The 12,178-nt window shown below is 73.5% G+C and carries 13 protein-coding genes; 8 read left to right on the forward strand and 5 right to left on the reverse strand.

Annotated features, from left to right (window positions below):
• Window positions 1-26 precede the first annotated feature (26 nt).
• The 4 genes from ACIP84_RS18825 to ACIP84_RS18840 form a co-directional block, all read right to left on the reverse strand.
• Window positions 27-857, reverse strand: a complete 831-nt coding sequence (locus tag ACIP84_RS18825; RefSeq protein WP_401798754.1) for an SURF1 family protein — start codon at window positions 855-857, stop codon at window positions 27-29.
• Between the two features lie 196 nt (window positions 858-1,053).
• Entirely contained in the window at window positions 1,054-1,287 is a 234-nt protein-coding gene (locus ACIP84_RS18830; protein ID WP_015032679.1) for a hypothetical protein, read from the reverse strand.
• 63 nt (window positions 1,288-1,350) lie between these two features.
• Window positions 1,351-2,337 (reverse strand): DEDDh family exonuclease, encoded by a 987-nt coding sequence (locus ACIP84_RS18835; RefSeq protein WP_355964940.1) that lies wholly within the window; start codon window positions 2,335-2,337, stop codon window positions 1,351-1,353.
• Window positions 2,334-3,002 carry a TetR/AcrR family transcriptional regulator gene (locus ACIP84_RS18840; protein WP_401798839.1) on the reverse strand — a complete coding sequence of 223 codons (669 nt, stop codon included), beginning with the start codon at window positions 3,000-3,002 and terminating at the stop codon, window positions 2,334-2,336. The genes ACIP84_RS18835 and ACIP84_RS18840 overlap by 4 nt, the downstream gene beginning before the upstream one ends.
• Window positions 3,003-3,098: 96 nt before the next feature.
• Between ACIP84_RS18840 and ACIP84_RS18845 the strand changes: the two genes are divergently transcribed.
• The 8 genes from ACIP84_RS18845 (at window position 3,099) to ACIP84_RS18880 (ending at window position 10,796) form a co-directional block, all read left to right on the forward strand.
• On the forward strand, window positions 3,099-3,896 hold the full coding sequence (locus ACIP84_RS18845) for an acetoacetate decarboxylase family protein (RefSeq protein WP_383589321.1): 798 nt from the start codon (window positions 3,099-3,101) through the stop codon (window positions 3,894-3,896).
• Window positions 3,896-4,780, forward strand: coding sequence for an SDR family NAD(P)-dependent oxidoreductase (locus ACIP84_RS18850; protein WP_401798755.1), 885 nt, complete (start codon window positions 3,896-3,898; stop codon window positions 4,778-4,780). The genes ACIP84_RS18845 and ACIP84_RS18850 overlap by 1 nt, the downstream gene beginning before the upstream one ends.
• A 10-nt stretch (window positions 4,781-4,790) precedes the next feature.
• Window positions 4,791-6,083, forward strand: a complete 1,293-nt coding sequence (locus ACIP84_RS18855) for an amidohydrolase family protein (RefSeq protein ID WP_401798757.1) — start codon at window positions 4,791-4,793, stop codon at window positions 6,081-6,083.
• Entirely contained in the window at window positions 6,083-7,306 is a 1,224-nt protein-coding gene (locus ACIP84_RS18860; RefSeq protein WP_401798759.1) for an amidohydrolase family protein, read from the forward strand. The genes ACIP84_RS18855 and ACIP84_RS18860 overlap by 1 nt, the downstream gene beginning before the upstream one ends.
• Window positions 7,307-7,330: 24 nt before the next feature.
• A complete protein-coding gene (locus tag ACIP84_RS18865; protein ID WP_401798761.1) occupies window positions 7,331-8,059 on the forward strand; it encodes a VIT family protein in 729 nt (242 codons plus the stop codon).
• 113 nt (window positions 8,060-8,172) lie between these two features.
• Window positions 8,173-9,093 (forward strand): sterol desaturase family protein, encoded by a 921-nt coding sequence (locus tag ACIP84_RS18870; RefSeq protein WP_401798763.1) that lies wholly within the window; start codon window positions 8,173-8,175, stop codon window positions 9,091-9,093.
• On the forward strand, window positions 9,090-9,734 hold the full coding sequence (locus ACIP84_RS18875) for a lysoplasmalogenase (RefSeq protein ID WP_401798765.1): 645 nt from the start codon (window positions 9,090-9,092) through the stop codon (window positions 9,732-9,734). Before ACIP84_RS18870 ends, ACIP84_RS18875 begins: the two co-directional genes overlap by 4 nt.
• Before the next feature lie 18 nt (window positions 9,735-9,752).
• A complete protein-coding gene (locus ACIP84_RS18880) occupies window positions 9,753-10,796 on the forward strand; it encodes a zinc-dependent alcohol dehydrogenase family protein (protein ID WP_401798767.1) in 1,044 nt (347 codons plus the stop codon).
• On the opposite strand, the gene ACIP84_RS18885 is transcribed toward ACIP84_RS18880, so the two are convergent.
• Window positions 10,786-12,087, reverse strand: a complete 1,302-nt coding sequence (locus tag ACIP84_RS18885) for a CoA transferase (RefSeq protein WP_401798769.1) — start codon at window positions 12,085-12,087, stop codon at window positions 10,786-10,788. The genes ACIP84_RS18880 and ACIP84_RS18885 overlap by 11 nt on opposite strands.
• Window positions 12,088-12,178 lie beyond the last annotated feature (91 nt).

Consider the following 12,178-nt stretch of genomic DNA (forward strand, 5'->3'; position numbering starts at 1 on the left):
CTGTTCCCGGAAGCGGCGACGGTCAATCAGAGGGACGGGGTGGCCTGGATCGCCTCAGGGTCCCGTTCCGGGGTTCCCGGGGCGTCGTTTCCCGTGGTCCCGGAGGAGGCGGCGGTCTGCCGGTCGTGCTTCTCGCGGCGGACCAGGATCACCCAGCCGACGGGTACGCCGGCCGCGAAGAGCCACCACTGGACGGCGTACGCCATGTGGGCGCCGATCGACGAGTGGTCGGGCTCGGGGATCAGCTCGGGGGTGTCCCCGGCGGGCTCGGGCCCGGTCTGCTCCAGGTAGCCGCCGAGCACCTCGCGGCCGATGAGCTCCGCCTGCTGCCCGCTGTTGATGAGCATGACCTGGCGGTCCGGCAGGCCCTTCAGGTCCTTGATGCCGCTGGCGCCGGTCGTCTCGTCGGCCTTGAGCCGGCCGCTGATGGTGACCTCGCCCTTGGGGGCGGGCGGCACCGGCGGGTAGGAGTGCTGGTCGGCTGCGGCCGGGATCCAGCCGCGGTTGACCAGGACGATCCGGCCGTCCCGGAGGACCAGCGGGCTCAGGATGTGCACGCCGACCCGCTCGTCGGAGGAGGTGCGGCGGCGGACGACCACCTCGTGGGCGGTGTCGAAGGTGCCGGTGGCGGTGACGGGCCGCCAGTAGTCGGAGCGCGGGACCGTGTGGCCGGGGGAGGTGAGGTCCTCGACCGGGACCGGCTTCGCCGCGATGCTGTCCGCGATGAGGGCGTTCTGGGCGACCCGGCGCTCGTGCCGGTGGAACTGCCAGAAGCCCAGCTCGATCATCGTCGGGACGAGGACGAGGGCGATGAGGGTGAGGATCACCCACTGCCGGGACAACAAGAAGCGGTACACCCCATGACCGTACAACTCGGTCGATGGGGTGTACGCACGGGGGGCGGCTCGCGGGGACGAGCCCAGGATCGTTTCCTCAGACCCCGCGGTCCGCGGCCCCGCCCGCCTCAGACCCCGCGGTCCGCGGCCCCGCCCGCCTCGGACCCCGTGGTCCTCGGCCCGCCCGCCTCACGCGGTCGTTCCGGCCCCGCCCGTCTCAGACCCTGTCGACGATGCCCACCTTTCCCTCCGCGCGGGCGCAGTGGCCGCCGCAGTACCAGCTGCCGTCGACCTCGACGCCCTGCCCGATGATCTGGACCCGGCAGTGCTCGCAGATGGGCGCCATACGGTGGATGGCGCAGGCGAAGCAGTCGAAGACATGGATCGCGCCTTGCGCATGTACCTCGAAGGACATGCCGTAATCGTTTCCGCAGACCTCACAACGTGCCATGCGCCACAGGGTGGGGCTCCGGGCGGGCGGGCGCAGCTCGGCACGCCCGCCGGGCCGGGGGTGTCACCCGTCTGCCGGGGCCACGTCCCGCAGCAACTGGGTGTAGGCCGCCTCGTCGACGATCGGCGTGCCGAAGGACTTGGCCTTGACGGTCTTGGAGGTGGCGGAGTCCGGGTCGTTGGTGACGAGGAGGCTGGTGAGCCGGGAGACGCTCCCCGCCACATGGAGCCCGGCCTCGACCGTACGGTCCTCGAGGAGCTCGCGGTCGACGGAGGTGTCCCCGGAGAACGCCACCCGCATGCCCTGCTTGAGTGGTTTGTCCGCCTCGTACCGGCCCGGGTTGGGGTACGGGCACGGCGGCCGCTTCCGCGAGGGACGCCAGCTGCCCGCCCGGTACGAGGAGGCGTACCCGGCCTGATGGCCGATCCGCGGCTGCGCGGGCGACGCGGCCCACTCGGTCAGCGGCCGGCACTCGAGCAGCGGCAGCCGTACGTTGCGCTCGGCCGCCGCGTGCAGACTCGGCCGGAACGCCTCGGCGAGCACCCGCGCGTCGTCCAGCGCGTGGTGCGCGCGCTGCTGCACCACACCGAAGTGCGCGGCGAGCGACTCCAGCTTGTGGTTCGGCAGCGGCAGCGACAGCTCCTTGGCGAGCGCGATCGTGCACAGCCGCTGCCGCACCGGCGCGGCCGACTCCGCGCGCGCGTACTCCCGCGCGATCATCTGCCAGTCGAACATCGCGTTGTGCGCGACGAGCACCCGCCCGTCCAGCCGGGCCGCGAACTCCGCCGCGATCTCCGGGAAGAGCGGAGCGCCCTCCAGGACGTCGGTGGTGAGCCCGTGGATCCAGACGGGTCCCGGATCACGCTCGGGGTTGACGAGCGTGTACCAGTGGTCCTCGACGTTCCCCTGGGCGTCCAGCCGGTAGACGGCAGCCGACACTATCCGGTCGTCGCGGGCGAGTCCGGTGGTCTCCACGTCGACGACCGCGTACCCCTGCGGGTAGGCGGCCGGCCACGTCGCTGCTGTCGTACGGTCGTCAAGCACGGTCACTGAGAATACGGCCCGCGGCCGGCGACTCCGTCCCCGGTGTCCCCGGGGGCCCCGGCGAGGAGTCCGTCCACCAGGGCCCGCACCGAGTCGACGAACAGGCGCTCGGTGTCGATCGGCGCGGCGAGCGCGCGGGCGAGGGGGTCGTCGGACTCGGCGTCCTCGCCGCTCCACAGCTCCTCCTCTGCGGGCGACTGCGCCGGTGCGCGCTCCCGGTTGCGCTCCACCAGGACATAGCCGACGACCTGGAACTGCACGGCGCGGACGGCCCGCGCCGCGTGCGCCCCGCGCAGTCCCGCGGCGTGCGCCTCGTGGACCAGGGCGCGCTGGGCGGGCAGGAACATGCGTTCCGTCAGGCCCCGTTCGTGGACCATCGCGACCAGGTGGGGGCGCTCGCGCAGGGCCCGGCGCAGCGCGCGGGCGACCGAGACCAGGCGCTCGGCGGGGGTCGCGCCGCGCGGGCGGATCGTGTCGAGATCGGCGACCGTCCGCTCGACCAGTGCGTCGAGCAGGGACTCGCGGTTGCCGACGTGCCAGTAGATCGAGGTGACCGCGGTGCCGAGCTCGGCCGCGAGCTTGCGCATGGTGAGGGCGTCGGGGCCGTGCTGGCGCACCAGGGCGGCCGCGGTCTCCAGGACTTCCTCGCGGGTGAGCGCGGCGCGCGCCATCCGGTCCCCCAACTCTGTCGCGTGCACGGGTCTTTACCCTTCATCGCCGCCGGTGTAACTCTGTTACAGGCCCGACCCCCTGAAGGGTGGTACGTCATGGCACGAGTACGGTACGGGGCGCGCACGGACGCCGAGATCACGGCGGCCCGCACCCGGAGCGCGAAGCTCCCCGACATCTGGTCCACCGGAGTGGTCGCCGTCTGGGAGACCGATCCGGAAGTGGTGGCGGCCGTCCTGCCGCCCCCGCTGAAACCCACCGAGCGGCCCCTCGTGCGGGCCAACATCTCCCAGGTCGACCTGCCCGGCTACCCCCTCGGCGCCGGATCGGTGGCGGTCGCCGCCGCCCACGGCGACCGCGAGGGCTGGTACCCGCTGGTGATGCCGATGACCCACGAGCGCGCCCTCGTCGGCGGCCGCGAGGTCTTCGGCGAACCGAAGAAGCTCGGCGAGGTCGTCGTCGAGCGCGACGGGCTCGTCGTCCGCGCCTCGCTCGGACGGCACGGCATCGACTTCGTCGAGGTGCGCGGCGCGGTCTCCGGACCCCTGCCCCTGCCGGAACCGGTCGAGAAGACCGACTTCTACTTCAAGTTCCTCCCGGGCGTGGAGGGCTCCGGCTTCGACGCCGACCCCGTCCTCGTCCACTGCGTCCGCAACGAGAAGGTGCGGAAGCTGGAGCGCGTCACCGGCGACGTGGTGCTGCGCGAGTCCATGTACGACCCCGTCGCCGACCTCCCCGTCCGCCGGCTCGTCGAGATCACCATCGGCGAGAAGACCACCGACCAGAAGGGCACGGTCGCCGAGCGCGTCTCCGCGCGGGCCCTCCTGCCCTACATCCACCAGCGGTACGACGACCCGCAGCAGATCCTCGACGGCCCGCCCGAGGGGAGCGTCTGATGGAGCTGCGCGAAGGACAGGTCGCCGTCGTCACCGGCGCGGCGAGCGGCATCGGGCTCGCGATGGCCCGCCGCTTCGCCGCCGAGGGCCTCGCCGTCGTCCTCGGCGACGTCGAGGAGGGCGCGCTCGCCGAGGCCGCCGACGAGCTGATGGAGGGCGGGGCGCAGGTCCTCGCCCGGACGGTCGACGTATCGGACCCCGACGAGGTGCGGGCGTTCGCGGAGTCCGCGTACGACACCTTCGGCGCCGTCCACGTCCTCTGCAACAACGCCGGCGTCGGCTCCGGCGCCGAGGGCCGCATGTGGGAGCACGAGCCCAACGACTGGAAGTGGGCCTTCTCCGTCAACGTCTGGGGAGTCTTCCACGGCATCCAGGCCTTCGTCCCCCGCATGCTCGCGGGCGGCGAACCCGGCCATGTCGTCAACACCTCCTCCGGCGACGGCGGCATCGCCCCGCTGCCCACCGCCTCCGTGTACGCGGTCACCAAGGCGGCCGTCGTCACCATGACCGAGTCGCTCTACGCCCACCTCAGGGCCGAGCACGCGCGCGTGAGCGCCTCCGTGCTCTTCCCCGGACCGCACATGCTCCGCACCGGCCTCTGGGAGTCGCACCGCAACCGGCCCGAGCGGTACGCCAAGGAGCGCCCGCGCCGGACCCCGTACCGCAGCCTCGACCAGTGGGAGGCCGCCATGAAGGAGGCCGGACACGAGGTCGCCTTCACCCCGGTGGAGGAGGTCGCCGAGCACGTCGTCGACGGCATCCGCGCCGACCGCTTCTGGATGCTGCCGGCGAGCGAGCACAGCGACCGGCAGATCACGGCGCGCTCGCGGTCGATGCTCGACCGCTCGAACCCGTCGTACCTGGAGAACTTCATCCTCGACTGAGGGGGCCCCGATGGCCGATCCGAACGACCCGTATCTGATCATCTCCTCCGACTGCCACGCCGGACTGCCCACCGAGGAGTACCGGCCCTACCTCGACTCCCGCTTCCACGGCGCGTTCGACGAGTTCCTCGCCGGACGCGAGGCGCGCCGCGAGGCCATGACCCGGCTCGGGGTCCGCAACGAGGCCTTCGCGAACAAGTGGTTCAGCGACAACGCGGAAGGGCTGCGCGGCGGCTGGGACGCCGGGCAGCGGCTCAAGGAGCTCGACGGCGACGGGGTGGCCGCCGAGGTCGTCTTCCCCGACGCGGACGCCGTCGACAGCCAGACCGCCGCGCCCTTCGGCGTCGGCCTCGGCCTCTCCGGCGACCAGGACCCCGAGCTCGGCATGGCGGGCGCGCAGGCGCACAACCGCTGGCTCGCCGAGTTCGTGGGCGGGAACACCCAAAGCGCGGTACGGCACTGCGGGGTCGCGCTGCTGCCGATCACGGCCGAGCCCGCGAAGGTCGTCGCCGAGATCCACCGGGCCAAGGAGTCCGGGCTCGGGGCGCTGATGATCCCCTCCATGTGGGTGGACAAGGAGCCGTACCACGACCGGCGCTACGACCCCGTCTGGGCGGCCGCCGCCGAGACCGGGATGCCCCTGGTCACCCACTCGGGAGCGGCGCCCCGCGAGGAGTACGGCGACCACCTCGGCATCTACGTCTCCGAGGTCACCTGGTGGCCGGCCAGGCCGCTGTGGTTCCTGCTCTGGTCGGGCGTCTTCGAGCGGCACCCCGCGCTCCGGTTCGGGGTCGCCGAGTCGGGCTGCTGGTGGCTGCCGAACCTCCTCTGGTTCATGGACCGGCTCTACCTCGGCGCCCACGGCGGCAAGAAGCTGTCCCCGTTCGCGGAGCTGAGGCGGCCGCCGAGCGAGTACCTGGACCGGCAGGTCTTCATCTGCGCCACCAACACCAAGCGGCGCGAACTCGCCCAGCGGTACGAGATCGGCGTCGACAACATCCTGTGGGGCTCGGACTTCCCGCACCCGGAGGGAACCTGGCCGGACACGCGCGCGTGGCTCCGGAAGACCTTCCACGACATCCCGGTGGCGGAGACCCGCCGGATGCTGGGCCTCTCGGCGGCCGAGGTCTTCGGATTCGACGTCCGGAAGCTGGATCCGATCGCCCGCCGCATCGGCCCCACCCCCGCCGACCTGGGCCAGCCCGCCGACCAGGCCGCCGTGGAGGCCTCCTGGGCCCGCTCGCGCGAGGTCGGCCGGCACTGGCTGACGGACCACGACTTCCCCGCCCTGGGGGTGGGCTGATGGACCGCTACACCGTCATCTCGGCCGACTGCCACGCCGGCGCCGACCTCCTCGACTACCGCCCGTACCTGGAGAGGAAGCACCACGAGGCCTTCGACGCCTGGGCGGCCGGCTACGTCAACCCGTACGAGGACCTGCTCGCCGACACCGCCGACCGCAACTGGAACTCCGAGCGCCGGCTGCGCGAGCTGGAGGCGGACGGCATCGTCGCCGAGGTCGTCTTCCCCAACACCGTCCCGCCGTTCTTCCCCAAGGCCTCCCTGATGGCCCAGCCGCCCGGTGCGGCCGAGTACGAGCAGCGCTGGGCCGGACTCCAGGCGCACAACCGCTGGCTGGCCGACTTCTGCGCGGCCGCGCCGGGGCGCAGGGCCGGCGTGGCGCAGATCCTCCTCAACGACGTCGACGCGGCGGTCGCCGAGATCCGCCGCGCCCGCGAGGCGGGCCTCACCGGGGGCATCCTGCTGCCGGGGGTGCCGCCCGGCTCACCGGTGCCCGAGCTGTACTCGGAGGCGTACGACCCGATCTGGGCGGTCTGCGCCGAGCTCGACGTCCCCGTCAACCACCACGGCGGCTCGGCGTCGCCGCCGCTGGGCGACGAACCGGCCGCCCGCGCCGTCTTCATGGTGGAGACCACCTGGTTCTCCCACCGGGCGCTGTGGCACCTGGTCTTCGGCGGCGCCTTCCGGCGCCACCCCGGGCTCAAGCTGGTCCTGACCGAGCAGGGCTCGGGATGGATCCCGGGCGTGCTCGACATGCTGGACTACTACCACGGCCGCCTGGTGTCGGCCGCGACGAAGGCCTCCACGGCGGAGTCGAAGTTCGGCGCGGGCCTCGCCGAGGCCATGGGCAAGGGACCCAGCACGGTCTGGCGCGACAACTGCTTCGTCGGCGCGAGCTTCATGCGCCCGCACGAGGTGCCGCTGCGCGACCGCATCGGCCTCGACAAGATCATGTGGGGCAGCGACTACCCGCACGACGAGGGCACCACCCCGTTCTCCCGTGAAGGCCTCCGGATCGCCTACGCGGGACTGCCGAGGGACGAGGTCGCGGCGATGGTCGGCGGCAACGCGGCCCGCGTCTACGGCTTCGACCTCCGCCTGCTCGACCCGCTCGCCGCCGTCCACGGCCCGCGCGTCGAGGAGATCGCCGAACCCCTGAAGGAGGTTCCCGCGGGTGCCACCAGCCCGGCCTTCGCCCCGGGCGGGTCGGTCCGCGTCTGGTGACCCGCCGGGTGCGACGCTCCTGACGTGACCGACGCACCCCAGGACACCGACGCCCCCGCGCACGAGGCCCACGGCGGAGGCCTCGGCTCCCGTCTCAACTGGCTCCGGGCGGCCGTGCTCGGAGCCAACGACGGAGTCGTCTCCACCGCGGGCCTCGTCGTCGGCGTCGCCGGCGCCACCGAGTCCCAGGCGGCCCTGCTCACCGCCGGCCTCGCGGGGCTCCTCGCCGGATCGATGTCGATGGCTGCGGGGGAGTACGTCTCGGTCTCCACCCAGCGCGACTCCGAGGAGGCCGCCCTCGCCCAGGAGAAGCGCGAACTCCGCGAGGACCCGGAGGCGGAGCTCGCCGAACTCACCGGGCTCCTGGCGGCCCGCGGCCTCTCCGCCGACGTGGCCCGCGAGGCCGCCGAGCAGCTCACCGCCCGCGACGCCCTGCGCGCCCACGCGCGCGTGGAGCTGGGCATCGACCCCGACCGGCTCACGATCCCCTGGCACGCCGCCGCCGCGAGCTTCCTCGCCTTCACCGTCGGCGCCCTGCTCCCGCTCCTCGCGATCGTCCTCCCCCCGGCCCCGGCCCGCCTCTGGGTCACGGTCGTCTCCGTCCTCGCGGCCCTGACCCTCACCGGCTGGTGGAGCGCCCGCCTCGGCGAGGCACCCGCGGGCCGCGCGATCCTCCGCAACGTGGCGGGCGGCGCCCTGGCGATGGCGGTCACCTACGGCGCGGGTTCGTTGCTGGGAGCGACGGGAATCTAGCCTCCCGGACGCTCCTTGTCAGAAGGCGCCAAAGCTTGCTGACAAATCGTCTCGCATACTTGTCGGTAACGACGTCTATCCGCGCCCCGACCCCCGCCTCTACCGTCATCGGCATGCCGAACCTGCCCGATGTCGTGCTCTGGTCCATACCGGCGTTCGTCCTGCTCGCCGTCCTGGAGATGGTCGGCTACCGCCTCCATCCCGACGAGGACGCCGTCGGCTACGAGGCCAGGGACACGGCCACGAGCATGGGCATGGGGCTCGGGAGCCTCTTCGTCGACCTCGGGTGGAAGATCCCGATCGTCGCGGTCTACACGGCGGTGTACGAACTCACCCCGCTCCGCGTCCCCGTCCTGTGGTGGACGATCCCGCTGATGCTGCTCGCCCAGGACTTCTTCTACTACTGGCAGCACCGCGGCCACCATGTCGTCCGGATCCTGTGGGCGTCCCACGTCGTGCACCACAGCAGCCGCAGGTTCAACCTGTCCACCGCGCTGCGCCAGCCGTGGACCGGCTTCACCGCGTGGCCGTTCTACCTGCCGATGATCGCGCTCGGCGTCCACCCGGCCGCCGTCGCCTTCTGCTCCTCGGTCAGCCTCGTCTACCAGTTCTGGATCCACACCGAGCGGATCGACAAGCTGCCCCGGCCCTTCGAGTACGTCCTCAACACCCCCTCGCACCACCGCGTCCACCACGCCTCCCAAGGCGGCTACCTGGACCGGAACTTCGGCGGGATCCTCATCGTCTGGGACCGGTTGTTCGGCTCCTGGACCGGCGAGACCGAGCGGCCCGTCTACGGCCTCACGAAGAACATCGAGACCTACAACCCGCTGCGCGTCGCCACCCACGAGTACGCCGCCATCGCCCGCGACCTCAAGGCCGCGCACGACTGGCGCGAGCGGGCCGGCCGGCTCCTCCGCGGCCCGGGCTGGCAGCCCGCGCCCGCGCCCATGTCCGCGTCCCCGTCCGCGCCCCCGCCCGCGCCCGCGGACACCCCGGGCCCCGGCCCGGCCGCCCCAAAGGCCGCCGCGTGAAGGCCTCCCCCCACCGGCTCCCGCACGCGCTGCTCGCCGCCTTCGGGCTCGCGACCGCCGTCGACCTGGTCTCCCTGCTCGCCGGTGCCGAGCTCGGCCACCAGATCGCCAAGCCGCTCCTGATGCCCCTGCTCGCCGCGTACGCCGTCACCCGGGGCGCTCCCAAGCCGCTGACCGCCGCGCTGCTCCTCGGCTGGGGCGGCGACGTGTTCCTGCTCACCGACGCCGACTGGGCCTTCCTGGTCGGCATGGGCTTCTTCGCCGCCGGCCACGTCTGCTACCTGGTCCTCTTCGGACGACGGCGTACGTCCCCGGCGCTCGGCGCCCTGTACGCGGCCGCCCTCGCCGGCACCGTCCTGCTCCTCTGGCCCGACCTCCCCGCCGAGCTGCGGATCCCCGTCGCCGGATACTCCCTGCTGCTCACCGCGATGGCCTACCGCTCCAGCGCCCTCGGGCCCCTGGCCGGGCTCGGCGGCGCGCTCTTCCTGCTGTCCGACACCCTGATCGCCACCGGCGTCGCCGAGTGGCCCCCACTGCCCGCGCCCGACTTCTGGGTCATGCTGACCTACATCGCGGCGCAGTACCTGCTGACGGCGGGAGCGCTCCACGCGATGTACGGTGAACGTCGTACAACCGTCTGACAGCAAGGACCGCCCCTCATGCGCGCCACCACCATCCACGCCCCGTTCGACATGCGCGTGGAGGACGTGCCCGACCCGGTGGTGCAGGACCCCACCGACGTCGTCGTCCGCGTCCTGCGCGCCTGCATCTGCGGCAGCGACCTGTGGGCCTACCGGGGCGAGTCCGCCCGGCAGCCCGGCCAGCGCATCGGCCACGAGTTCCTCGGCATCGTCGAGGCGGCGGGCTCCGACGTCACCGGCTTCACCGCGGGAGACCTCGTCGTCGCCCCCTTCGTCTGGTCCGACGGCACCTGCGACTACTGCGCCGAGGGCCTCCAGACCTCCTGCCCGAGCGGCGGATTCTGGGGCTCGGCCGGCTCCGACGGCGGCCAGGGCGAGGCCGTCCGCGTCCCCTTCGCCGACGGCACCCTCGTCAAGCTCCCCGCCGACGCCGCCTCCGACGACCACCTGCTGACCGCGCTCCTCGCGCTCTCCGACGTCCTGGGCACCGGCCACCACGCCGCCCTGGGCGCCGGGGTCCGCAAGGGCTCCACCGTCGCCGTCGTCGGCGACGGCGCCGTCGGCCTCTGCGGCGTCCTCGCCGCCAAGCGCCTCGGCGCCGAGCGGATCATCGCGCTCGGCCGGCACACCGTCCGTACCGACATCGCCCGCCTCTTCGGTGCCACCGACGTCGTCGCCGAGCGCGGCGAGGCCGCCGAGGCCGCCGTCCGCGAACTCACCGGCGGCCAGGGCGCCCACGCCGTCATCGAGGCCGTCGGCACCGAGCAGTCCATGCGGACCGCCGTCGCCATCGCCCGCGACGGCGGCTCGATCGGCTACGTCGGCGTCCCGCACGGCAGCGGCACCGGCCTCGACCTGTCCGTCATGTTCGACCGGAACATCGCGCTGCGCGGCGGCGTCGCCCCCGTCCGCGCGTACATCCCCGAGCTGCTCCCGGACGTCCTCGACGGCACCATCGACCCGTCGCCGGTCTTCGACCTGACCGTCGGCCTCGACGGCGTCCCCGGCGGTTACAAGGCGATGGACGAGCGCACCGCGCTCAAGGTCCTCGTCACGCCGTAGTCCAGACGGGCTCGTCCCCACTCTGGAGGCCCGGCGGGCGTGACCAGCCCGTCGGGCCGCCCTCGTACGCGACGGGCGACAGCGCGTGCCGCAGCCGCCCGAGCGGGCCCTCCGACTCGGTGAGGTACCGCTCGGGCTCGTACCTCGGCAGCGCGTGCGTCAGCCAGTGCCCCGTCTGGGCGAGGGCGAGCCGCACGAGCCGCGTGCCGCCGTCCCGGTCCTGCTCGGTCAGCGACCGCAGGACCGCCGCCGCCAGCAGATAGCCGCTCCCGTGGTCCAGGGCCTGCGCCGGGAGCGCGCCGGGCTGCTCCGCCGAACCCTCGGTGACCGCGATCCCGGTCGCCACCTGGACCAGGCTGTCGAAGCCGCGCCGCCCGGCCCAGGGACCGTCGTCGCCCCAGGCGGAGAGCCGCGCGGTGACCAGACCCGGCCGGTGCAGGTCGAAGCGGTCGAGCGCGCCCGGCCGGTAGCCGGTGACCAGCACATCGGCCGTGTCCAGGAGCTCCTCGAAGGTACGCCGGTCCGACGGGCGGTCCAGATCGAGCGCGGCGGTCCGCTTGCCGACGTCCGTGTCCGCGTGCTGGTCCGGCAGTTCGGGGTTGGCCGGCGGGTCGATCCGCAGCACGTCCGCGCCGAGCAGCGCGAGCGTCCGGGTCGCGACCGGCCCGGCGATCACCCGGGTCAGGTCCAGGACCCGCAGCGGGCCGCCGCGGCGCCGGGGCGGGGCCTCGTCGAGCCGCTCCCGGGTCAGCAGCGGACGCGCCGCCACCGCCCGGCCCTGCTCGTGCGCCGCCCACTCCGCGGGCGTCCGCAGGGCGACGGCCAGCCCCCCGGCCGCGTACACCGCCGACTCGACATCGAGGGCCTTCCGTGCGCCGACGGCGGCGGCGACGTCCTCCACGGACTCGTCCCGTACCCCGAGCGCGGTCAGCAAGGCCGCCCGGTGGTGCGGATAGTTGGCGTGCGTACGGACCCAGCCGTCGGCCGACCGCCAGAACCGGGAGAGCGGCGCGAAACTCACCGGGGCCCGCCCGTCGACCCGCAGATGACGCTCGCTCACGAACGCGGTGGCGACGGCCCCGTCGTCCACGCGGACCGGACCCCGGAGCCCGGCCCGTTCGACGGCGGCGAGCCCGGCGACGGCGACCGCCGCCCGCGCCAGCTCCATCACGGGCAGCCGCGCGGCCAGCAGCCCCGCCGGCCCGCCGTACTCCACCCGGTCCACCAGGGCGGGGTCACCGCCGAGGGCCGACCACAACAACTCCGTACCGGTGCGCACTGTGTCGTCCATGGACCGCACTATGGCACTCAGTGCCGCAGGGCATGCGGAGGGCCCTGGTGCGGCACACCGCACCAGGGCCCTCGCTCACTCGCTCAGTCAC

The organism is Streptomyces sp. NPDC088707 (assembly GCF_044752725.1).
Classification (GTDB): domain Bacteria; phylum Actinomycetota; class Actinomycetes; order Streptomycetales; family Streptomycetaceae; genus Streptomyces.

Bases quoted from the DNA above. Each gene is read 5' to 3' on its own strand.
- ACIP84_RS18845 (WP_383589321.1), top strand. From the start codon at position 3,099: ATGGCACGAGTACGGTACGGGGCGCGCACGGACGCCGAGATCACGGCG.
- ACIP84_RS18880 (WP_401798767.1), top strand. From the start codon at position 9,753: ATGCGCGCCACCACCATCCACGCCCCGTTCGACATGCGCGTGGAGGAC.
- ACIP84_RS18885 (WP_401798769.1), bottom strand. From the start codon at position 12,087: ATGGACGACACAGTGCGCACCGGTACGGAGTTGTTGTGGTCGGCCCTC.
- ACIP84_RS18850 (WP_401798755.1), top strand. From the start codon at position 3,896: ATGGAGCTGCGCGAAGGACAGGTCGCCGTCGTCACCGGCGCGGCGAGC.
- ACIP84_RS18830 (WP_015032679.1), bottom strand. From the start codon at position 1,287: ATGGCACGTTGTGAGGTCTGCGGAAACGATTACGGCATGTCCTTCGAG.
- ACIP84_RS18855 (WP_401798757.1), top strand. From the start codon at position 4,791: ATGGCCGATCCGAACGACCCGTATCTGATCATCTCCTCCGACTGCCAC.
- ACIP84_RS18860 (WP_401798759.1), top strand. From the start codon at position 6,083: ATGGACCGCTACACCGTCATCTCGGCCGACTGCCACGCCGGCGCCGAC.
- ACIP84_RS18870 (WP_401798763.1), top strand. From the start codon at position 8,173: ATGCCGAACCTGCCCGATGTCGTGCTCTGGTCCATACCGGCGTTCGTC.
- ACIP84_RS18840 (WP_401798839.1), bottom strand. From the start codon at position 3,002: ATGGCGCGCGCCGCGCTCACCCGCGAGGAAGTCCTGGAGACCGCGGCC.